The organism is Cohnella algarum (assembly GCF_016937515.1).
In the GTDB taxonomy this organism is placed as follows: Bacteria; Bacillota; Bacilli; order Paenibacillales; family Paenibacillaceae; genus Cohnella; species Cohnella algarum.
Genome location: NZ_JAFHKM010000002.1, coordinates 5,605,583 through 5,628,111 on the forward strand (window position 1 = coordinate 5,605,583; position 22,529 = coordinate 5,628,111).

Here is a 22,529-nt window from a genome sequence, read left to right on the forward strand (position 1 = left end):
GATAGCACCTTTCGTTAGGATAATCACAACGATACGGTTTCCCAAACGGCTGCCTTCCATTCATTTCCCTTTATTTCGTTTCTCGTTTCCTCCAGGCTTTCTTTGGCCAGTCCTTTCAACTGCGTCAGCATCTCTCGGGTTTCCCCGCCGGACTTCAACCGGTAAACCTCAAGCTGCATAAGCAAGGCGCTCAGCTTGTGTCCGACGGAATCGTGGATTTCCCGTCCGACATAAGCCCGTTCCTCCTGCCTGGCCGCTTCTTCATCCGAAATCAGCCTGCGCTTCAACCGCCGGTATTCGCTTAGCAGCGCTTCGCCGCGCGCGGCCGTCTCCTCCCGCTCGGAAAGCAAAACGCGAAATTGGATCAGAGCGACAGCGGAAATCGCCGTAAATAAAACGAGAAAGAGGAGCGGCAGGCTCGGATAACCGGCCAAAACCGGCAAAAACGCTGCCAGGACGGCAAAAGCGCCCGCGACCGCCGCCCCGGCGGACTTCAGGCTGTATGCCGCATGGCCGACAAGCAGCGCGAACAAGATGAGCGGGTACGGATTCGGAGGACCGTCGGCTGCGGGCCAGAGCGCGACGGCGGCGAGCAAAGCCGCAAGGCTCGTTGCGAACGTCAACAGCGCCGGCCTTTCCCGAATTAACGGCAAAAGAAAGTAAACGGCAAAAAACATGGCGCTCAGCAGCAAGCGCCATGCGATCTCGCGTTCTAGCGGATAAATGTGCAGCATCGCCCCCAGCCACGCCGCGATCAAGAAAATCAGCCAAAGCCAATACGAACGCATTTTTCCTCCCGTGGGCTTGCGGCAAGCTTCTGCCCGCCTCGACGTATGGTTTCGACGCGGCCCGGGCGGGTTCCTGCTTCCTTGCCCCGATTATGAAAACGGGGAGCGTACCGGGTGACGGCCGGTTACCAAATCGTCAGCTTTTTCTCCGCGGGAGTGCGCGGTTTCGGATTCGGCGCCTTGTCGAAGTATCCGATATGCAAAATGCCGACGATTTGTTCTCCTTCCTTGACGCCAAGGCCTTCGCGGAAAACGGGAGAGCGGATGAACTCGAAGGTCGTCCAGGTCATGCCAAGCCTTCGCTCCCACCCGAGCAGCTGCATGTTCTGCATCAGGCAGCAGACGGCCGCGAAATTCTCCTCCCGCTTATGTTCGTTTTTCTCCTCCTTCATCACGACCACCAGGCTGGCGGGAATTTCGGCCATCTTCTTCTTCATCAATTCCTTTAATTTCGCCGGAAGCAGCTTCATCCGCATCATATTGCCGGAAGCGTTCACCGCCAAATCGGCCAGCCTTTCCCGCCCTTCCGGGCTTTCGATCAAAATAAACCGCCAAGGCTCCCGAAGCCCGTGATTCGGCGCCCATACCGCATCGTTCAGCAATTCCAGAATCAGCTCTCGGGATACCGGCAGCCGGTTGAACGAGCGGATGCTCCTTCTCTCCCTTACGGTTTGCGCGACGCTCATCGGTTTTTCGCCCCTTTCGGCAATGGATTGGCGTTCCAATGCGAAATCATCGTCTGGAAAAATTTCAAAATCGTATGCAGTTCCGTTTCCGAAAACGAATTCAAGGACCGCAAAAATTTGCTTTCTTGGATTCCGTGCAACGTCTCGTGCAATTCGAAGACTTCCTTGCCCTTCGGGGTTAGGCTGAAGTAAACCTCTTTCTTGTTGTCGTTAAGCCGGCTGCGTTTGATAAATCCTTCCTCAAGGAGCTTGGCGCTGATTTTCGTGATGCTCGCTTTCGACAAATTCAATTTTTCGGCAACGGACGTGTTGTTGATCGGCTCGTTGTTGCCGATGCAGTCGATGACATGGATGCTGGTCAAATTGTTCGGGAACGCGGTCAGATTCAATTCCCGCGCTTTGTCGGCGAACTCGCGAAATTCGACTTCCATGCGCTGTTCGTTCAGATGCATAAAATGAATAAACTGGCCGTATATCAGTTGCCTGAGCGTTAGATCCGCTTCCATTAGGGGTCACCTGCTTAAAAAAAATATTTTGTTTATTAGTTAACAAAATTTACGAACGAGCTTCAAATCATAAAAATTAAATCAAGCTTAATCAAATATTTTTTTGTTAACTTGTTAATAAACATAGCACGATCTTGCCGGAAAATCAATATTGGCGAGCACAGGTTCATTTCCGTTCAGGCTCGTTCCAGTTTTCCTTGATTTGTTCCGCGTTCTTTTTCAGCCAGTCCTTCTCCGAAGCGACTAAGTACGCGATGCCGACGATCAAGGACGCGATGCTCGCGATAAGGGGACCGTTTCCGATATAGCCTAACATTGCCCGGAACAGCTCGTAGCTCCAGCTTGACGCGTTCGAACCGAATATCGCAGCGCTAATATAGCGAATTCCGTACAGGAAAGCGGCGATACAGATGAAAACGACCCCGGCTGTTCTTCGTTGCATCGTTCTCCTCCTCTTCCTTCACCCCGACAATTCCATCCGCAACCTGATCATATCCCGGCAATGAATGCCGTTCTCGTAAATGTCTTGCGCATAATTCCGCACGAAAAAATCGACATCGACGCCGACGATTCGAAAGCCGCAGCTTTGATAGAGCTTCAGTTGCCAAATGCTTGAATTGCCCGTTCCGATTTCCAGCGCGGTCGCTTGACGGCTTTTTGCTTCCCTTATGGCCGCTTGAACCAGTTGCCTTCCAATTCCTTGGCCTTGCCGAGACCCCTTGACGGCCACGTTGACGATTTCCATCGTCCGGGGTGCGTATGAATCAAGACGAATTCGCCGACAAGTTCGCCGTCCAAATAAGCCCCGTAACAGTACCCTCGGCCGACGTATTCGTTCACGAGCTCCCGGGACGGATCGGCCAGCAGCAGAAGATCGTACGGAATTTCGTTCGGGTCCTCCAATAATTCAATGGTTAAGTTCATGTGTTGCCGCTCCCCCGCTTCGATCGCAGATCATCCCCTATTATAACCCATATCATGGAAAAAGGGACCCCTCCGATCGGCGGCATTGCCCGCCGATCGGAGGGGTCCCTTTTTAAAAATATTCGTTTTCCTACTTCGCCGCCGCGAGCTTCTCCCGCTTCTGCAAGTACTTGCATACGGTGCTCACGTAAGTCGCGTGCGACCAGGTGAGCGGCGCCACCGACAGCGGCGAGCCGTCGTGCGGGTGCAGCTGCTCCGGCAAGTTGCCGCCCGGCAGCGTATGCTTCGTGACCTTCTCGAGCGTCGCTTTCGGCGGTTCCAGATCCGCCAGCGTTTGGGCCGTCGCGATCTGGAAGTTGGCGACCCAAAGCGTGCAGATGATCCACGGGTTGCCAGGCACCTTCTCCACGTCGCCGCTCTGTTGGAAGTAGTAGTCGTTCGTATAGCGGGCGATGCCGCCCACTTCCGTCTGCACGGCGAGGCCTTGCGCGATCGCGCCCATCGTGCGGACGACCCGGTCGTCGTCGGCCGGCAGCACGCCGAATTCGAACAGGCCGAACAGGCTGCTTTCCAGCGTCATGTCCTTCACCCACTGGCCGTCCCGCTGCACGAGCCCCCGCGCGAACCGGCCGGCATCTTCGTCCCACAGGTGGGCGATCATCCCCGCCTTCATGCGCTCGGCCACGCTGCGGTAACGGTCGCTTCGCTCGTAATCGCCGAACAGGTCGGCGAAGTACGACGCCGCCATCAGACCGCCGTAGACGGACGCGGTCGTATACGTCCAAATGCCGTAGCGCTCCTCCCACAAATCATAGCTGGGCAGCGGAAGACCGAGCGTCGGCTCGATAAAATCGCACAGGAACGAGGCGGCCATGCGAACGAGCGTCGGATACAGCGCCTGGGGAAGCTCGATTTCCCCTTGGCGCTCGTAATCTTTCCACAGCGCATAAAGCACCAGCGCCGTCTCGTCCTCCTGAATCGGCAACCGGGGGCTGCCCTGCACGACGTAAGGATGCCAGCTGGAACCGACCGTTCCGTCCGGATTGTATTTGTGGTACAGATAGCCTTCCGGGGAAAGCGCCCGGTTGCAGAAATCGAAAAACGGGGCGATCGTCCCGTGATACCCGGCCAGCGACATCGCATCCGCGATCAGGGCGCCGTCGCGCGGCCACATGTAGCTGTAATGGTCGCGGTTGTACTGCAGAATGTCGGTATCGTTGGCCGCCAGAATCGCGCCCCGCTCGTCGATTTGCGTCCGTACGATCAGGAGGCTGTGCTTATACAGCTGAACGACGGAAGCGGGCAAATCCCCGAAATCCGCGTCGGCTTTGGCAAGCCAGTGATTCCAGTAAATGACGATGCGGCTGAGCAGCTTTTCCGGATGGCTTTCCTGAACGTATTGATCGAGCCGTTTCACCTCTTCCAAATCGCTGCCCACCGACATCCAGTAATAAAAGGTGCTTTCGCCGCCGGCCGCCAGTTCCGCCCGCAAGCTGATCGTGCTGTCGACCGACCCTTGCGCGATCGCATTGCCCATCAATTCGCCGTCCTCGGCGTCCCTCCACGTGCCCTCCGCCGAGTGAAATCGTTTGATGCCGGTCGTAAACTGATAAATGCCGCCGCCTTGCGACCGTCCGTTGAACATGAAATAGGACGATCTTTTGTAATGGAACACCGTCCGGTTCGCCGGGAAAAAAGCCGCCGTATCGCCGACTTCGCTGTCGTCGATCATCAGGTCCTGGTGGAAAAACACCCGGACGTCCTTCGGCTCTTCCGTCAAATTCCGCACGACGACCCGCTTCATGTAGATGCATTCGCGCTGGTGAATGCCGTCGTTGATATGTAGCTCGATCCCGAGTTCCTCGTTCCGGGCGGACACGTTCGTGACGAGGGAATTTTCGATGTAGCCCAGTTCGATCCGCCAGGACGGATCGTCGAGCCAGGAAAATTTGCCGCCGCACCAAATGCCGAACCGGCACGGATGGCCGCCGGTATGATTCAGCTGTCCGACGAACGGGAAATAAATATCCCGGATGAAGCAGCTTTTGTCCAGATTAACTAAAATTTTGCCGTTGCCGATGACAAGATGTCGAGCCATTAGGCATCCCCTTCCTTTATATCGCAAGCTCGCGGTACAGGCGCTCGTACGCTTTGGCGGACGTCTCCCAGCCGTAGTCCTGCTTCGTGCCGTTTTTGACGATTTTTTCCCAGACTGCATGATCCTCGTAAAAGGCAAGCGCCCGGCGGACGGTAAATAGCAAGTCGCGCGACGATGCCGGCCCGAAGCTGAATCCGTTGCCCGTATCGGCAAATTCGTTGTACGATTCCACGGTGTCGCGCAGTCCGCCCGTTTCCCGCACGATCGGCACGGTCAAATACCGGAGCGAAATAAGCTGGCTCAACCCGCACGGCTCGAATCGGGACGGCATGAGAAACATGTCGGCGGCCGCGTAAATCCGGCGGGCGAGCCCTTCGTTGAACCCGTACCAGACGAACAATTTGTCCCGATGCCGCTCCATCGCGCCGCGCAGCATGCTCTCGATCTGCGGATCCCCCGAGCCGAGCACGAACATCTGCACGTTCTCTTCCAGCAGTTCCGGCAGCGTTTCGCCGACCAGGTCGAAGCCTTTCTGGCTGACGAGGCGCGACACGATGCCGATCATCGGAACGTTCTCGTCCTCGGGAAGCCCGAATTCGCGCTGCAGGTCGATTTTGTTTTTGCGTTTTTTGGCGAGGGAATGACGGTACGGAACCGGAACGTTCGGATCGTTCATCGGATCGTAGCTCTCCGTGTCGATGCCGTTGACGATCCCCGTCAAATCGCCCGATCGCTGACGCAGGACGCCCTCCAGCTTTTCTCCGTATTCCTCCGTTTGAATTTCCTTCGCGTACGTCGGGCTGACCGTCGTCAGCTTGTCCGCGAAGCGGAGTCCCGCTTTCATGCAGCTGCCCGCTCCGTAAAATTCCAGGCCGTCCTCGCCGAACAGCTCGTCGCCGGCGGACAGCAAATCTTTGAGCCATTCGCGCGAGAACACGCCCTGATACTGCAGGTTATGAATCGTAAATACGGTCCTTATTTTGCGGATTGCGGGATCGTAGGCGTACCGGGTTCGCAGCAGCATCGGGAGCAGCCCCGTCTGCCAGTCGTGACAGTGCACGATCTCGGGCAGCGCGTCCGTCCGCAAAAGCGTTTCCGCCGCCGCCAGGCAAAAAAACGCGAACCGTTCCGCTTCCTGCTCGCCGTACCCGTACAAATAATGCCTTTTGAAATAATATTCGTTGTCGATCAGCAGGAACCGCACCCCGTCGGCGAACGTCTCCAGCACTCCGCAGTATTGCGAACGCCAACCGACTTGAACGCGGAACGTATCGAGCGTCCGGGCTTCCTTCGTATACTTCTCGGGAATGGCGCCGTACTTGGGCAGCACCACCGTCACGTTCACCCCCAGCTTCGCCAGCGCCTTCGGCAGCGCGCCGACGACGTCGGCGAGTCCCCCGGTTTTGACCATCGGCACCGCCTCCGAAGCCGCAAACCAGACGTTCATCGAACCCCTCCGTTTTTAAATGACGTTTCGCTTCACCGCCAGAAACGGCATGTCGGCCGAACCTTTAAGCTGCTGCTGCTTCCGAATTTCCACCTCTTTGTCCAAAATGCAATTTTCGATCGTGCCGTCCTCGCGGACGACGCCGTTTTGCATGACGATGCTGTTGCGGACGACCGCCCCCTTGCGCACCTTGACTCCCCGAAACAAAATGCTGTTGCGGACCTCGCCTTCGATCTCGCAGCCGTTCGCGACGAGAGACTGTACGACTGTGGACCCGTCCCGGTAGCGGGTCGGGGGTTCGTCCTTTACCTTCGTGAATACGGGCCCCGGTTCGAAGAACAGCTCCCTCCACACCTTCTGGTCGAGCAGCTCCATATTGTGCCGGTAGTAGGCCGGGATGCTGTTCACGACGCCGAGGTAACCTTCGTGCATGTACGCCTCGACCCGCAGCTCCCCGAGCCGGGACAAAACCGCATGGCGTACGAAATGGTCCTTGCCCTGGGCAAGCGACGTCTCGACCAGATCGACGAGAAGCTCCTTGCGAAGCACGTACATTTCCATCGATACGATATCGCTGGCGAGCCGGCCGAAATGATCCTGCATTTCCGCGATTCGGCCGTCCGGGTCGAGCCGCGCCTTGCGCGTCAGTCCGGTCGTCGCGTTCGGCCAGCGCTTGCAGACGACGGTGACGTCGGCGCCGCGTTCCCGATGCTGCTCGAGCACGAGCGAAAAATCGATGTTGCATACCATATGGCTGCGCGTGATGACGACGTAATCGTGCTCGCTGCGCCGGAAATAATCCCGGTGGCGCCAAAAATGGTACAGATCGCCTTTGCCGAAATCGGTCTGGTTTTCCATCGCCGGCGGAAGGACGAACAGCCCTTTTTGCTTGCGGTGCAAATCCCAGTTGCTGCCGGAGCCGAGATGGTCCATCAGCGAGCGGAATTTCGTATGGGCAAATACCGATACGTTGGAAATGCCCGAATTGACCATCGAGGAAAGCACGAAATCGATCAGCCGGTAGCGGCCGCCGAACGGCACGGTCGCCAGGCAGCGGCCTGCGGTCAGCGCCCCCATTTCCTCCGTTTCGTGAATCAGGTTGATGATGCCCATCAGCGGCAGCTTCACAGCGGATTCGCCTCCTCCAGCGGAATTTCCGGCACGATATGGTCATAGCTCGCGACGACGGCGATATGCTCGGAATCGACGCTTCCGACCTGGCAGCCGGAGCCTACGATCGCGTTCTCGCCGACGATGGCGCGAACGATTCGCGCGCCGGGCTCGATGACCGCGCCGGGCATAATGACCGAGTCTTCGATGAAGCTCCCCTTCCCCGCCTTCACTCCGTGAAACAAAACCGAGCGGTTGATCCTGCCTTCCACGACGCAGCCTTCGTTGATCAGCGAATTGGTTACCGACGCTTCGGGAGACAAATACTGCGCTGGCTGGTTGGGGCTTACCGAGTAAATCCGCCAGGAGCGATCGTTCAAATCCAGCGCGGGGGAATCCTCCAGCAAGTCCATATTCGCTTCCCACAAGCTCTCGATCGTGCCGACATCCTTCCAGTATCCGTCGAACCGGTACGAAAACAGCCTCGCCTCTTCCCCCAGCAGCTTGGGGATGATGTCTTTCCCGAAATCGTTGGAAGACATCTTGTCTTCGTCGTCCCGAAGCAGCGCATCGCGGAGAACCGGCCAGGAAAACATGTACACGCCCATGGATGCGAGATTGCTTTTCGGCTGTTTCGGTTTCTCTTCGAATTCAAGCACTTTGCCGTCCTCGTCGACGTTCAGAATGCCAAACCGGCTCGCGTCCGCCCACGGTACGGATATGACGGCGATCGTCGCGTCCGCGCGATTCGCCTTGTGGGCTTCGAGCAGGAGCTCGTAATTCATTTTGTAAATGTGGTCTCCGGAAATGATGAGCACGTATTCGGGATCGTACCGTTCGATAAAGCCGATGTTTTGAAAAATGGCGTTGGCCGTTCCTTTGTACCAGGAACCGCCTTTCTGGCGAACGTACGGCGGCAGCACGTGCATACCCCCGTCCCGCCGGTCGAGTCCCCACGGACTGCCGATGCCGAGGTGTCGATTCAGCACGAGCGGCTGGTATTGGGTGAGCACGCCGACCGTTTCGATGCCCGAATTGACGCAATTGCTGAGGGTAAAATCGATAATCCGGTACTTCCCTCCGAAGTGGACGGCCGGTTTGGCCAAATCCTTCGTCAGCACGCCCAGCCTTCGGCCTTCTCCTCCCGCGAGCAGCATGGCGATACATTCGTTGCGGCGCATATGAACGACTCCTCTCTCTAAACGAAGCTTCCGTGCTTCCGACGGGGTTTGTTACTCGACGGCGATCGGTTCCGGCTCCAGCAGCAAAAACGACAGCGGAGGAACGGGAAGCTCCAGGCTGAACGATTGTCCGTGCATGGGCTTGCGCTCCGCCTTGCTTTGCCGCGGCAGTTTGCGGCCGAAGCCGCCGTAATCGGGGACGTCGCTGTTCAAAATGATTCGGTACACCGTCCCGTAGGGTACGCCTATGCGAAAAGCGGGGTAATTCATGCGGGAAAAATTGCATACGCAGACGAGATGCCGCCTCGCGTCGGCGCCGCGGCGAACGTATGTCAACATCGACTGCGGCGCATTGTCCGGGTCAATCCAGCGGAACCCGTCCGGATGGTGATCCGATTCCCACAAAACGGATTCCGAGCCGTACAGCGCGTTCAAATCGCGAACGAAGCGCCTCAGCCCGTCGTGAAGCGGGTATTTCAGCAGCATCCAGTCCAGTTCCCCGGCGTCCTTCCATTCGTCGAACTGGCCGAACTCGCCGCCCATGAACAGCAGCTTTTTGCCGGGGTGGGTCATCCAATAACCGTAATACAGACGCAAATTCGCGAACTTCTCTTCGTAGGTGCCGGGCATCTTGTTCAGCAAGGAGCGTTTTCCGTGCACGACCTCGTCATGCGACAGAGGGAGCACGAAATTTTCGGAGTAGGCGTACAAAAGCGAAAAGGTCAAAAGCGAGTGAACGGCGGGCCGGCGGTCGGGATCGGTTTGCATGTATTTCAGCGAATCGTTCATCCAGCCCATATTCCATTTGTAATTGAATCCGAGGCCGCCCATGTAGGTAGGAGAAGTAACGCCGGGCCAGGCGGAGGAATCTTCGGCGATCATCAACGCGTTCGGAAAGTACCGGAACACGGTTTCGTTCAATTTGCGCAAAAAGTCGAGCGCGTCCAGATGCTCGGTGCCGCCCCTGCGGTTATAGGCGCGCATTTCCTCGGGCTTGTCGAAGTGAAGATCGATCATGCTGGCCACGGCATCGACCCTGAGGCCGTCGATATGAAACACTTCAAGCCAATACAGCGCATTGGAAATAAGAAAGCTTTGCACTTCGGGCTTGCCGAAATCGAAGGCGAGCGTGCCCCACAGCGGCTTTTCCGCCACCCGCCAGTCTTCCGGCTCGAACTGGGGCGATCCGTCGAAAAGCCGCAAGCCATGATCGTCCTTGCAGAAGTGGCCGGGCACCCAGTCGAGCAGCACGCCGATGCCGCGAAGGTGACAGCGGTCGACAAGCCGCTTCAATCCGTCCGGCGGGCCGTAGCGGCTCGTCGGGGCGAAATAGCCCGTCGCCTGGTAGCCCCAGGATTGATCCAGCGGATGCTCGGCAAGCGGCAGAATTTCGATATGGGTGTACCCCATCTCCAGCACGTAATCGACCAATTCGTCCGCAAGCTCGTCGTAGGTGCGAAACCGTTCGGGGGCGTCCGACCTCCAACTTCCGAGATGAACTTCGTAAATGAGCATCGGCTTGTCGTAGGGCGCCCGCGCGCGGCTTCCTTCCATCCAGGCCCGGTCCCTCCATTCGTACCCGTCAAGCCCGGCGACGACGGAAGCCGTCGAAGGGCGCGTCTCGCAGCGGAAGGCGAACGGGTCGGATTTAAGCCGCAATTGCCCGTCAGCGCCGACGATTTCGAACTTATACAGCATCCCTTCCTTCAGACCGGGGATGAAACCGTTCCACACTCCTGTCGTTCCCGCCGGCTGAAGCCGATGATTCGCCCCGTCCCATCCGTTGAACTCGCCCGCGACCCGGACTTCGCGCGCCCTTGGAGCCCAAACCGTAAAACGTACGCCGGAAGCTCCTTCGTATTCATCCATATGTGCGCCGAATGTCCGGTACGCATGAAATAATTGGCCGCGGTTGAACAAATACAAAATGTCGGAAGAAACCCGGGGAGAAAACATGGTCATGCCGGAGATCACCTCCTTCGTAGGGGAAAGGCATAGGCAAAAAGGAATGCGGAAGTTATTTTTCTGTCAATTTTCCTTACAATTCACACATATGTTACATTTATTATAAAGGAAATATCGCTAGTTTTCATCCGAATTTTCAAAAAAATTTTTCGTTTTTTCCATAAAAAAAGCTCCCGACGGGAGCTTCTCATTTCCGGCGGCAAAACCGGACGGATTTATTTGAAAAAGGCGACCTGCCCTTGCAGATCGGACGATTTGGCGCGCAGCGATTCGGACGACGCCGCGATTTCCTGCATGACCGCCGTCTGCTCCTGCGAAGCCGAGGACACTTCCCGGGCTCCGGAGCGAATGGCGTCCGCCACCTGCGCGACATTGCGCGCCTCTCCGAGCACGCCCTCGACCTGTTCGGTCTGGCTGGCCAGCCGGGCCGCGATCGCGTTGACGATTTCGCTTACCCGTTCCGCTTCCTTGGCGACCGATTCGAGCGAGTCGGCCGAAGCCTGACCGCGTTTGAACCCTTGCTCGGCTACGATCGTCTGCTGCTGAATGTGCATGACCGCGTTTCCGACTTCCGTCTGAATTTGCGCGATCAGCTGGCGGATATCCTTGACCGCGCTGCCGCTCTGCTCGGCCAGCTTTTTGACCGCTTGCGCGACGACGACGAAGCCTTTTCCTTCCTCGCCCGCCCGCGCCGCTTCGATGGACGCGTTCAGCGCGAGCAGGTTGGTTTGCTCGGCGAAATCCCCGACGACGTTCGAAATCGAGCCGATTTTGTCGGCGTGCTCGTCCAGCCTTCTGACGACTTCAAGCGCTTCCCGATTCAATTCCGACAACTGCTGCATGCCGACCACCATCGACTGAAACACCTTTTCGCTCTCCTCGACCGAACGGTTCATGACCAGGGCGCGATCGCGGGCGTCCGAAGCCTGATCGTTGATTTCGGCCGCCGTTTGCGAAAGCTCCTCGACGGAAGAACGCATCGTCTCGGCGGATTGATGCTGGCGCACCGTCCCGTCCGTGATCGTCTCCGCCTGTTGGGAAATCTGCTCGATTTGCATAGCGGCTTCGCCGATCGCCGATTGCAAGTCCGCCACGTGCCGGTCCGTCGATTGCGAATTTTCCCGAATGCCGTTAATAATCGAAACGAGCTGCTTGAGCATGTTATCGAACGCCTGGCTCAGCATCGACAGCTCGTCGCGGGTCCGTCCGACCGCAACGTGCACGCGCAAATTCCCCTCGGCCGCTTCCCGGGCCGCCGCCGTCAGCGACAGCAGAGGCTTCAGCAGCCACTTGGAGAAAAAGAATCCGAACAGCCCGGTCCAGAACACCCCGACGATCAAGGTCAGAAAGACAAACAGCCCTTCGGGAAGAAAATCGAACCATTCCCTGAGCACAAGCAGAAAAAAGGCGCTTGTCATATACGTAATGCCGGATACGGTCGTAATGCCGATGACCATTTTTTTCACGATTCCGAAGCGAACCTTCATGACGTCTTTCCCCCGTTGAATTTTGTAGAATAATCCTAAAGAACTAGTTCCCAATCTGTACCTATATTCTCTTACTGCCCTATTATTCCTGTTGTCGAAATTGTGACATTTTTAACAGGAGCGAGGCAATAAGGAGCGCTTCCTTCTCCATCATACTTCGTCTCCGAATTTTGTCTGTGATGCATATCACACCGGGGCCAGCCGTCTCTCCCCAGGTTTTAGATAATCGACAAATTTCGACCTAAATCAACTTGTCCCCTCCCCTGTGGTCGAGCCTACTTTGCGAGTCGGACTTCTGGCGCAATGCGGGCGAAGCTTCGTTGGATTTTGTCCACGTTGCTCGTTGGATAAAATCCACTGTCGACCGTGGCATTCCCGTTTTTCGCTTCTTCGATTGGATAAATTCCAATATAGGCACGCGTGACGGAGGCATGTAAGCGGCATTGTAAAGCACCGTATTGCGGGTGATCCTCCAGGCCCAGGCCGTATCCGTACTGAACAAATACTTGAAGTTATCCAGTCCGGCCCATTCGCTTCCGAAAATTCCGAGGTCGTACCGGTAATTTTTGAAGGCGATGACGAGACCGACCATCGGCAAATAAGCGAAGATCAGCTTGTACAAAACGCCGGGAAGCGATAACAGCAGCAACTCCCGGTTGCTCTTCAAATGCTTAAGCTCTCTTCCGATGAACGATTTCGCTTTCTTTTCGGAAAGCGGCGGATCCGCTTCCGTTCCGATGCTTCGGCCGCTGTTGCCGCGCCAAGCATAAGATGCCTTTTTCATTTCGAATGCCCTTCCTTTCCCGCCTCGCTCTTTCCGGCTTGCACGACTAACGATAGCGCAACGGGCGCCGCAAGAGGTACTGTACATATGCAGGATTCCTGTATCCGGCGGTTGTACGTATCCCAGAATCCTGCAAGAGGCGCCGTTCGGGGCAAAAAAAGAGGCCGGCCGGCAAACCCGGCGGGCCTTCGTTACGTGTTGCGGTCTATAGCGAATTTCAAGCGGTATTCTTTCGGCGTCACGCCGTACCTGCGCTTGAACAGCCGATAGAAATAGCTTTCGTTGTCGAATCCGACCCTCTCCATGATTTCCGCGACCATCAGATCCTGCTGCTCCAGCAGAAGCCTCGCCTGGGCAAGACGGGTCGCGTTGATCCGGTCGACGACCGACTCCCCTTCCTGGGATTTGTACACTTGACCCAGGTAGACCGAATTCATTTTGAGCATATCGGCGATTTTTTGCACGTTCAGATCCGGGTCCGAGTAATGCTTTTCGATAATTTCCCGAATCGTATCGGAAAGCAGCTTGTTTTTATCTTCCTTTCCGCTTTGCATTTGCTCGAACACTTCGCGGATGACGGCCAGCAGCACCTCGCGCACCTCGTCCAGCGTTTCGGTGCCGATCAGCCTGCGGTTGATCGCGCGAAGATCGACGGATATCGGATGCAGATGATAATGGTTCATCTCCCCGAGCGTGTTGCTGAGCGTCACGCCCATATGAAGCAAGGCGGAAAACATATTTTCGAAGCTGAACGTTCCGATCAGCCGCTTCCAGCGCTCGATCGCCTCCGACGTTCGCTCCCGGTCTCCGCTCTTCAAGCCGTCGACCAGCTGCTTCTCCAGCTCCTGCGGAATGCGGAATTGCTCGTTCCGCTCGTTGTCTTCGACCCTCTCCGGTTCGATAATCGATCCGTGACCCGCGATCATCCGGTAATCCGCCAGACGCAGCGCCTGTCCGTAGTGGGCGGTAATTTCGCGGTAATGACCGAACGGCCGGCTTAAAGCGACAGTGAACGAAATCCGGTAAAAGTTCCGGATCGTCCTCTGCAGTTCGCCGAACCGCTCCGCAAGGCCCGCGAGCCCGTTCTCCTCCCGGCTGCTGACGATAAACGCCAGATGGCCGTTTTTCATGTCCGCGTACACGCAGCCGTTTTCGCGGCGCAGCAGTTCTTCTCCGATATTGGCTATGGCGAAGTGGAACAGCGACTCGGCGCCGGCTCCCGAAGCCGCCGACAGCTCCTCCCTGCGATCGAGCCGGACGACCGCGAGCCGCAGCACCCCCGACGGAACGATGTCGATTCCGTACTGCTCCCTGTTTTGCGAAAATTCGGCTTCGGGCACGGCATCGCTCCCGCCGAGCAGGCTGCGCAAATGATAAACCTTGGCGATGTTCCGCCTGGACGCTTGATCTCGCTCCATGCCCTTTAGCTTGTCGAGCATGTCGACGTAGTTGGCCGCGATAAGCGTCAACTCGTCCTTCGCCTGCGGAACCTCCCGCTGATCCTCGCGAATAAGGTTGAGAAGCTGTCCGACCGGCCGGTATAACCGCAGAGAGAAATAAACCTAAATTACGAAAGCCTATAGAATCAGGCTTTTGAAGACGCAGAACTTGGATTTCACAACCAATTATGGAGGCAGAATATGCAGTTAAAATGGAATGCGAGCAAAAATGCCGTTACTTTCCCCCTCCCCACATGAAGGGGCAACGGGATTTCCAAGACACAAATTGGGATTATCGTTTATTCCAATAAAATACTTTTTCGCTCCATTCGTCGCCATGCCCACTGGTTTTGGAAAGACGTACTCAGTTTCAATGTCATTTGGCGGGCATGCTGGACAAACACACCTGCACAAACAAAAAACGTTCGCCGGAACCGCTGGATGGTGTAGGATCGGTGAATCGGCTCACAACAATGATGCTTGAATCGCTCAAAGAGATTATAGGCGAGCAGCTTTAAGAGCAGGTCGATTTCATTGGCGGCAAACGACTGCGTTGGAATGCGGTGGATGGCAAAGCCATTCTTGCCTTCCTTGATGTAGTTCTCCATGCAGCAGCGCTGGTTGTAGAACCGCCACACATCGATGGCTTCCCATTCCTCCGTTGTGACCATGGCTTCGTATTGCCAAAGCAAATCCAGTTCCAACTGAGACTGATCCCCGTCCCAACGCGGCATTTTGCGGATGACAGCAACACGACGCATCTTCTTCCAACCGATCGCTTGGTAGGCCAGCACGATGCCTTCAATGATCCAGTCCTCGTCCACAAAGCGTGTCCAATGCGCACAGGTTTTGACTTGGTCCTGGAGACGACTTGTCCATTTCAGCTTGCCGACGTAGCCGATCTGACGGGACTCCCAGAACGCGTAGAAGTCTTCTCCGCCAAAGCCTTTGTCAAACCGGGCATAGCGTACGTGGTGGGATTCCAACAACGCCAGCGTTTGCCGGGCAAACGAAAGGACGTCGGTCGAACTGCTCGTGTTGCCGGGACGCAGCGCGGCATTCACTAGCATTCGCGACTGCCCTTCGTACACGAGAAGGGGATGATAGCTCTTTCGGCCGCGCTTCTGACTGTTAAAACCGACTTCCGCTCCCTGCTGGTTGCCGTACACCGTCTCAACAGTCGAATCCAGATCGAGAATCAAGGAGTCGGGTAGCTGCGGTGCAATGATTTCGACATTCAGGTTTCGCAGGGCTGGCGCTAAATGGTCGTGGGCTTTGCCCAGACGAAGCAATTCCTTGTTTAACAATGTGTGATGCGGCACCCGGCCGCCCAGCGCCTGGGCGATCAAGGCATCACCTTGTAGGGATTTGAAATGAAAGAGACGTTCGCAGCCCAAAATCCAGCCGATGATGAGCATCTGCAGAATGCGATGCGTCGGAAAGATGGCATTCGCCGCTTTGGCTAGTCCAAGGCTCCGAAGGGCTTGATTCAAACCGATGTTTTCAAGAAATCCGAGGATCACCTTGCTTCCTGCAAAATTTGTTGCATTTCTCATAGAAAATGCCGTTTTCAATGACGCGATTTTTGTGGTAGACTTCACCTTAAGGGTGCTCCTCTCTTGGTTGGTGATGTTCTAGGCAAACACCATTCTACCAAAGATCTGGGCACTTTTTCATGTTTTTATGAGGTGGTACTTTCGTAATTCAGGATAAAAGGACAGCAAAACGGCGAACAGCACGACGGACACCGTCACCCCGATCTCCGTCCATTTCAACTGCCGGACATGGCCGAGCACCGCATCGTAATCCCGCAGGCTGATGATTTGCCAGTTGTTCATCCCATTGCTTAAGTACGCGACCTTATATTTCTTGCCCTCGAACCGATACATAAAATCGCCGAGCGTGCCGGAGGAATTCTCGATCCGCGGCAGCAGCTCGTCCTTGAGCTGCAACTGCGCGGGCGGCATTCGGCCGTTCGAAATGAGGACGTTGCCTTCCCCGTCGGTCACGAAGAGCACGTCGTCCTCCCGCTCCGCCAGTTTGTTAAGCGCTTCCACATTGTCCACCATCCATCCGGGCTTCACGGTCAGCACGAGAACGCTGCCGTTAACGGAGCCCAGCGAAGGACCGTCGTACAGAAAAAAAGCGAAAACGTCGATGCCTTCGTTCCCGCCGGCCAAATCGAGCGGAATGAGCTGCAGCTTCGGCACGTCCGGGTGAGAGGCCATATAGTCGCTTAACGCGGAATACAGCTGGTTGTTGTCCATTTCGTGATTGAGCGAGGAGAAAAACCGGCTCTGCGCCGGATTATAAAACGCGACGGCATGCAGATAAGGCGATTCCGCGACGGTTCGATCCAGGCGGTCGATTTTCAGCAGGCTTTGGCGATAGTCCGAGCCGGCCTTCAACGCGATGAGTTCGTCGTCGTTGTAAAGCGAAACCGCCAAGTCCTTGACGATCCCGTTCATGTTTTCGATGTTGTAATGGATCTGTGAGCAGCTTGCGGTCGGCTTCGTTCTGCATCTCCACGATTTTGCCGCGGGCGTTGACGTTGAGCAGGTAAGACGTCACCGCGAGCGTTGCGACGATCAACATGAAGCCGAGCAGAATCCGCTGCAAAAATTTGCGCGTGCGGAGCAATCGGAACGCGTTCATGAGGCTTTCTCTCCCGGACTCTCGTGTGCCCTTACTATAATCGTTCTTTCCTTTTACTGTCAATGTCAGGAGCCGAAGTCATAACCACCGGCTTAGCCGGTGGCTTCCATCAGCCCTATAAGGGCATGTTACAAGCAAGCGCCTCTAAGGCGCTCTGAAGATCTGCCAACCGCGTGTTACCTCAGGCTAGCCCCTGGAAAGGGGCCTCTTTATACGCCCTTTTTCACCGACTCACCCGTAAACGGGTCGATCAGTTCCTTCATCGTGAGTTGTTCGTAGTTCTTGTCCTCTGTTCGTTGATTCCGAATGTATTCGGCGATAACCTTTTTGTTTCGTCCCACCGTATCGACGTAGTACCCTCTACACCAAAACTGTCGATTGCCGTAGCGGTACTTCATATTCGCAAATTTATCGAAGATCGTCAGTGAACTTTTTCCCTTTAAGTATTCCATAAACTCGGACACGCTTAGCTTCGGCGGAATACTCACGAGCATGTGGATGTGATCCGGACATGCTTCAGCTTCGAGAATTTCTACCCCTTTTCGCTCACATAACTCCCGGATGATTTTTCCGATTTCCCTTTTTAATTTCCCATAGATCACTTGCCGCCGATACTTCGGGGCAAATACGATATGATATTTACAGTTCCATTTCGTGTGTGCTAGACTGCTCTTGTCCATCCCTTGTCCTCCATTGATGTTTGGTAGCGGTTGGCAGACCGGCTCCCATATTATCATTGAAGGTCAAGGGATGACTACTCATAGCTATAAGCTTTCCTGAACCCCCAGTCGAACTGGGGGTTTTCTTATACAAAGAAAGGGCCGGACGAGAACGTTCGTCCGGCCGCGCAACGTCCGCGTCAATTTCGTCCGTAATAAAGCTTGCGGTTCGCGATATCGACGAGATAAAGAATATCGACGCCGTTCGCGTTCCGCTCGACGGCAAGCCGCTCGATCGGCTTGCCGGGAGCGATCGAAACCGCGCTCCAGCCGGTGCCGCCCGACTGAACCGCCATAAACGCGCGGTCCGTTCCGCTAGTCTTCGCGTAATAAACCCTTGCCTGCGAGCCGGTCCACGTAACGTCCAGCGCCGCTCTCGTTTCGGATTCGTCATAGACGGTTTGCAAATTCCAAGCCCCTCCGGCGCGCGTCGCAAGCTTGACCGAGAACGTGCCGCTGCCTTCCTCCCGGTACCTGTACGCAATGACCGGTTGATTCGAAGAGTCGACGGTCAGCTTGGCGCTCTGCACGCCAGGGCCTCCCGGATCGCTCCCGCTTTGCACGTAAGCTTCGCTTGCCGCCAGCGGTTGAACGATATCCGCCGCGGAAAGCGGTACGGGCACCGATACGGGGGTGCCGTCGGCCTTGGAAAACGTTCCGGTCGCCGGGCTGTACTTGAGATAAGACAGCTCATGGCGAAGGGCGCTTGCCGCAAAATGCGACCATTCGAACAGGAGGTGCAGATCGCCGTTCGAATCGAAAGCCAGATCGTCCGGGTACACGGAGCGGTTCAGCGTCGACGCGACGACCGCGATCTGGCTCCATTCGGACGCCGCATTGTCCCAACGGAAAAGCACGCCGTTGCGTTTGCCGGCCGGGTCCTGAGAGGCCCGGACAAGCAAGTAAAGGTCTCCGTTGGGAGCGGTCTTCACGATCGGATACGTAATCTTCATGTTCGGGTCGGGCATGTCGGCCGAATGGTTTTGCGGCGGACCCCCGACCGTATCCGAACGGAAATAACGCCACTCGTTGTCGTGCATCGAGGCGAACACGTGGAACCGGCCGTTGCCGTCCCTCGCGATCGAAGGCTGGTTATGGCCGTTGTCGTCGACGTATTCGGCGACGGCGGTTCCATTCATCACCGGAATATTCGACCAAGCGCCCGTCCCGTCCCTTCTCGCGATATAAACTTTGTGCGTGCCGGCCGCGCTCCCCGGCGCGTTATAGGCCATATAGGCGTACTCGAGTCCGGTTCCGTACGTCGCGAGCGGCGACCACCAGCCCGCCTGATTGCTGGAGTCCATCGCGTAAGGAACCTCGGTCAGCGCCGCGGCGGCGCTTCCGGTGCCGGCCGGCGTCAGCGAGGCCAGCAGGATTGCCGCCGCCCAAACTCTTAAAGCTCTCTTCCACTTCATGCCCAGTCGCCTCCTGCGAACGAATGACTTTCCATCAGTGCTTGCGTCTGCGAGATTTGCGTCTGCGAGATTTCCGCAGCCAGATTCGATAAAGCGGTTACATAAAAGCGGATTTCAATCGGCGCCGCAATCATCGTACCATGGCGAATCGGGCCCGGGCATGAACGATTTCTTGTTGTTCATAGAACGAAATCGTGCATGTTCGTGCCGGTTGGAGCCGCGATAGAACGATTTCTCGGCCGCTCTCCGCTCGCAAGCGCATTGTTCCGGCTCGGCACCGGAGCGGATTAGATTAAAGGCCATCTTTTCAAATGGCCCTTTCGGGGTCTGTCAATAATTCTGTGTAAACTCCTATATAGGAATCTCCCCCGAGGGGAAATAGGCCCATCAAGGTAAGTGTTGCCCGATCCTGTCGGGAAAGAAGACGGAGAGTTGCAAAAGCATCTGCCCCCAGTTTTGGACACGGCCCGTCCATTTCCGTGTGACGTCCATGGTGACCAGGTAGAGCATTTTAATCAGCGGATACTTGGCACCCCACGTCTCTTCAAAGCGATCCAGCTCGACCAGCGCCATGTCCTCGGTAGCCTTTGTAGATCGGCTTTAGGTCTGCTGTGACCTTTTTCAGATCCTTGTAGGAAACGTACCGAGTAGAGTTGCGGATCTTGTGGATGATACATTTTTGAATCTCTGTCTGGGGATAGCAGGCGGAGATGGCTTGGGAGAAGCCGTTGAAGTTGTCGACACAGGTGATGAGAATATCCTGAACGCCGCGGTTCTTGAGGTCGTTTAGCACGCTCAGCCAGAACTTCGCCGACTCGTTCTCGCCGATCTACATGCCCAGCACATCCTTGTTGCCGTCCAGATCTTTGCCAATGACCATGTATATGACCATGTATGCAGCTTTGTTCGACGAACGGTATGTACCGGTCATGCTCCTCTCCATTGGGAAGGCTAAAGAAGAGGGGCATGAATCTGTGCGCTTGCCTAGTGAGCAAATTACCTTTTGGCGCTAATATGAGTTCGCATTTCCCATAAAACCTAGAGTCGGACCGAGTAACCGGTCCGATCTCCTCATCTATTATGCCAATCTTATGTCAAATCTTCTCAATACGCCTAGGACTTCCTCGACCTCCTTCACTTAGGATTCGGCCACTGCATCATAAATTATTTGGATTCTTCCGTATATCGCTTGAAATTGTTCATAATCGCTTGCCAGCCCGCCTGCTGAAAATCAACGGGGTGACTACTTTCGGCGTCGAAGGTTTCAATGACCTTCGTTGTCTCGCCTTGATCGACGAACGTAATCTCTACCTTACGGCCATCTCCCAGAGTGTAAGATATCGTCTTATGAAGCTCAACTTCATCATAAACTCCGCCAAAATCAAAGCCCATGCTGCCATCCTTCGCTTCCATTCTGGTTACGAACTTTCCGCCGACTCGCAAATCATTTTCCGCATGTGGCGCATGCCAGTCTTCAGAAGCCTGATTCCACTTCATAATGTGCTCCGGCTCGGTCCAAGAGCTCCATACTTTTGCTACAGGGGCTTGAACGACGGCCTCTACCGTTACTTTGATTGGGTTGCTTGTTTCCATTGTGAATGACACCTCTCTAAGGGTATTTTTTTGTCTCTCCCTTATATAGACGAAATCCAATTGCTAAATTCATCGGACTAATTGTTCCGGAAGCCCCAATCGAGAAAATAATTTTGTGTTTATGAAATTTTGAACATGTCGTATGCGACTATCCTTCACTTCAATCACGTGGATTCCCCAAGGCACCAGAACAGATCCATCCTTGCTCGGCATATACTGTGCCAAAGCCGGATAACCGCCATTCACTATGGTCGGCAAAAATTTAGACCCTTCGCAATGCCAGCGCGTAAGCGTAAAGAACTTGAACAAGTCGTCTTGGCCGCTTATCCACATAGGGAATGGAGGCATAGACATACAACCTTCTTCATGGAACAGCGACACAAGCGCGTTAATGTCAAATTGTTCGAAGGCCTCCACATACCGGGAGAGGAGATCCGGATCGGGGTCCGCATCCATCCTGCTGATCTCGTCGGAACGAAGCTGCGTCCGGTCCATCGTCTCTCTGGCACGCTGCAAAGCACTGTTCACCGCCGCCGGCGACATCCTTAAAGTTTCCGCGATTTGTTTGGAGGACCATTCAAAAACATCCTTCAAAATAAGAACCGCCCGTTGACGAGGCGGCAAGGCCTGTAAGAGGGCGATAAAACAGAGCTGAAGGGTATCCCTGCGAACGAGAATATCCTCAGGGTTTCCGCCAAAATCAGGTGAAGGCCAAATCCAGGCCGATTCCGGCAGCGTCTCGCTCGGCGTGACAATGGATACCGCCGGATCGGATAGGTCAACGGGAAGAACCCGGCGCTTGGCCTGCCTCAGCTTGTCCAGACATAAGTTCGACGCGATACGGTAGATCCATGTTTTAATGGATGCTTCCTGCCTGAACACGTCCCAGCTTTGCCAAGCTCGAATGTACGTTTCCTGAACAGCATCGTCCGCATCATCGATGGAACCAAGCATTCGGTAGCAAAACGATGTTAACCCCGGCTTATAGCTCTCAAATAGCTTCATATCAAAAGCTGCTCCGCTCATCTTGACCTCCTCTGACCGATACTCGGAATCGTTCTCCTCCCATCATAATCGAAGCGTCCGGATGCCTCAATCCATCATTCGCAAGAGGGCGGGGAATAATGGTCGGGCGCATAGTTAAAAATGGTCAATGTTTATGTGCCAGAATATTGACAAGCTTACCAAAAGGATCGCGCACATAAAATCTCCGAACACCCCAAGGCTCGTCCACAAGCCCATATTCTACCGAAAATCCCGCATTCCTCATTCGTTCAAACGCAGCGTCGACATCATCAACTTCAATCGATAGATCAGGTGTAGCCGTATCGGAGCCCCCCTGTGAAGCAAAACTAATTTGAATGCTCATCTCCTCATTTGAACCATAGGTTCGAATCCACCCATGATCCATTAACAATTCAAGACCGAGCACGTCATGGTAAAAGCGTTCGGCTTCCGCGATTTCTTTCGTATTTATATTGGCAACGATTCGTTTGACCTTCATTTCAATCCTCTTTTCTTTATGTAGCGTGAGTAGTATTGTCACATCCCACTCTTTACGAACCATCCATATTAGACACTCCAAGTGCGTTGAGTACCTCGCCATCCGAGAAATGTTGCCGGACCGAGCCACCCGCCGATGCCCCGCAGCCTACTCCAGCATCTTAGCGCGGTGATGGCTTTATTTTTGCCAAATAAAAAGCCGGACAGAGACGATCTCCATCCGGCCATG

At 55.3% G+C, this 22,529-nt stretch carries 19 protein-coding genes and 3 pseudogenes; 1 reads left to right on the forward strand and 21 read right to left on the reverse strand.

The window, feature by feature from the left end:
- Positions 1–23: 23 nt before the first annotated feature.
- The 18 genes and pseudogenes from JW799_RS25465 to JW799_RS25550 form a co-directional block, all read right to left on the reverse strand.
- Positions 24–788 carry a histidine kinase gene (locus tag JW799_RS25465; protein ID WP_205432282.1) on the reverse strand — a complete coding sequence of 255 codons (765 nt, stop codon included), beginning with the start codon at positions 786–788 and terminating at the stop codon, positions 24–26.
- 125 nt (positions 789–913) lie between these two features.
- Positions 914–1,474: a nitroreductase family protein gene (locus JW799_RS25470; RefSeq protein WP_080838216.1), complete on the reverse strand. Its 561-nt coding sequence runs from the start codon at positions 1,472–1,474 to the stop codon at positions 914–916.
- Positions 1,471–1,980 carry a MarR family transcriptional regulator gene (locus JW799_RS25475; RefSeq protein ID WP_205432284.1) on the reverse strand — a complete coding sequence of 170 codons (510 nt, stop codon included), beginning with the start codon at positions 1,978–1,980 and terminating at the stop codon, positions 1,471–1,473. The genes JW799_RS25470 and JW799_RS25475 overlap by 4 nt, the downstream gene beginning before the upstream one ends.
- Positions 1,981–2,146: 166 nt before the next feature.
- Positions 2,147–2,422, reverse strand: coding sequence for a hypothetical protein (locus tag JW799_RS25480; RefSeq protein ID WP_205432287.1), 276 nt, complete (start codon positions 2,420–2,422; stop codon positions 2,147–2,149).
- Positions 2,423–2,440: 18 nt separating this feature from the next.
- Positions 2,441–2,904: pseudogene (locus JW799_RS25485) on the reverse strand (GNAT family N-acetyltransferase).
- Between the two features lie 130 nt (positions 2,905–3,034).
- Positions 3,035–5,002 (reverse strand): glycoside hydrolase family 15 protein, encoded by a 1,968-nt coding sequence (locus tag JW799_RS25490; RefSeq protein ID WP_080838209.1) that lies wholly within the window; start codon positions 5,000–5,002, stop codon positions 3,035–3,037.
- A gap of 16 nt (positions 5,003–5,018) precedes the next feature.
- Positions 5,019–6,449, reverse strand: a complete 1,431-nt coding sequence (gene glgA / locus JW799_RS25495; RefSeq protein ID WP_205432289.1) for a glycogen synthase GlgA — start codon at positions 6,447–6,449, stop codon at positions 5,019–5,021.
- A 15-nt stretch (positions 6,450–6,464) separates the two neighbouring features.
- The gene (gene glgD, locus JW799_RS25500; protein ID WP_176220837.1) at positions 6,465–7,577 is read right to left on the reverse strand and encodes a glucose-1-phosphate adenylyltransferase subunit GlgD; all 1,113 of its coding nucleotides are present in this window, start codon (positions 7,575–7,577) and stop codon (positions 6,465–6,467) included.
- A complete protein-coding gene (locus tag JW799_RS25505) occupies positions 7,574–8,740 on the reverse strand; it encodes a glucose-1-phosphate adenylyltransferase (protein ID WP_205432291.1) in 1,167 nt (388 codons plus the stop codon). Before JW799_RS25505 ends, glgD begins: the two co-directional genes overlap by 4 nt.
- 51 nt (positions 8,741–8,791) lie before the next feature.
- Positions 8,792–10,696 (reverse strand): 1,4-alpha-glucan branching protein GlgB, encoded by a 1,905-nt coding sequence (gene glgB / locus JW799_RS25510; protein ID WP_205433097.1) that lies wholly within the window; start codon positions 10,694–10,696, stop codon positions 8,792–8,794.
- A 224-nt stretch (positions 10,697–10,920) separates the two neighbouring features.
- Positions 10,921–12,192, reverse strand: coding sequence for a methyl-accepting chemotaxis protein (locus tag JW799_RS25515; RefSeq protein ID WP_205432293.1), 1,272 nt, complete (start codon positions 12,190–12,192; stop codon positions 10,921–10,923).
- Positions 12,193–12,433: 241 nt separating this feature from the next.
- Positions 12,434–12,976, reverse strand: coding sequence for a hypothetical protein (locus tag JW799_RS25520; RefSeq protein WP_338026327.1), 543 nt, complete (start codon positions 12,974–12,976; stop codon positions 12,434–12,436).
- A 191-nt stretch (positions 12,977–13,167) separates the two neighbouring features.
- Positions 13,168–14,445 (reverse strand): helix-turn-helix transcriptional regulator, encoded by a 1,278-nt coding sequence (locus JW799_RS25525; protein ID WP_205432295.1) that lies wholly within the window; start codon positions 14,443–14,445, stop codon positions 13,168–13,170.
- Positions 14,446–14,714: 269 nt separating this feature from the next.
- Positions 14,715–16,016: an IS1380 family transposase gene (locus tag JW799_RS25530; protein ID WP_080832311.1), complete on the reverse strand. Its 1,302-nt coding sequence runs from the start codon at positions 16,014–16,016 to the stop codon at positions 14,715–14,717.
- A 72-nt stretch (positions 16,017–16,088) separates the two neighbouring features.
- Positions 16,089–16,883, reverse strand: coding sequence for a cache domain-containing protein (locus tag JW799_RS25535; protein WP_205432297.1), 795 nt, complete (start codon positions 16,881–16,883; stop codon positions 16,089–16,091).
- Between the two features lie 396 nt (positions 16,884–17,279).
- The gene (gene tnpA, locus JW799_RS25540) at positions 17,280–17,750 is read right to left on the reverse strand and encodes an IS200/IS605 family transposase (RefSeq protein ID WP_080840357.1); all 471 of its coding nucleotides are present in this window, start codon (positions 17,748–17,750) and stop codon (positions 17,280–17,282) included.
- 179 nt (positions 17,751–17,929) lie between these two features.
- A complete protein-coding gene (locus JW799_RS25545; RefSeq protein ID WP_080838194.1) occupies positions 17,930–19,204 on the reverse strand; it encodes a BNR-4 repeat-containing protein in 1,275 nt (424 codons plus the stop codon).
- A gap of 387 nt (positions 19,205–19,591) precedes the next feature.
- Positions 19,592–20,111: pseudogene (locus JW799_RS25550) on the reverse strand (IS256 family transposase); the annotation flags it as partial.
- Between the two features lie 4 nt (positions 20,112–20,115).
- Here JW799_RS25550 and JW799_RS29015 point away from each other — a divergent pair.
- Positions 20,116–20,217: pseudogene (locus JW799_RS29015) on the forward strand (nitroreductase family protein); the annotation flags it as partial.
- 151 nt (positions 20,218–20,368) lie between these two features.
- Here the strand turns inward: JW799_RS29015 and JW799_RS25555 are convergent.
- The 3 genes from JW799_RS25555 to JW799_RS25565 all read right to left on the reverse strand — a co-directional run bounded on the left by JW799_RS25555 (position 20,369) and on the right by JW799_RS25565 (position 22,301).
- Positions 20,369–20,797 carry an SRPBCC family protein gene (locus JW799_RS25555; protein ID WP_080838191.1) on the reverse strand — a complete coding sequence of 143 codons (429 nt, stop codon included), beginning with the start codon at positions 20,795–20,797 and terminating at the stop codon, positions 20,369–20,371.
- A 69-nt stretch (positions 20,798–20,866) separates the two neighbouring features.
- Positions 20,867–21,823, reverse strand: coding sequence for a sigma-70 family RNA polymerase sigma factor (locus JW799_RS25560; RefSeq protein ID WP_205432299.1), 957 nt, complete (start codon positions 21,821–21,823; stop codon positions 20,867–20,869).
- A gap of 124 nt (positions 21,824–21,947) precedes the next feature.
- Positions 21,948–22,301, reverse strand: a complete 354-nt coding sequence (locus JW799_RS25565) for a VOC family protein (RefSeq protein WP_080840915.1) — start codon at positions 22,299–22,301, stop codon at positions 21,948–21,950.
- Between the last annotated feature and the right edge of the window lie 228 nt (positions 22,302–22,529).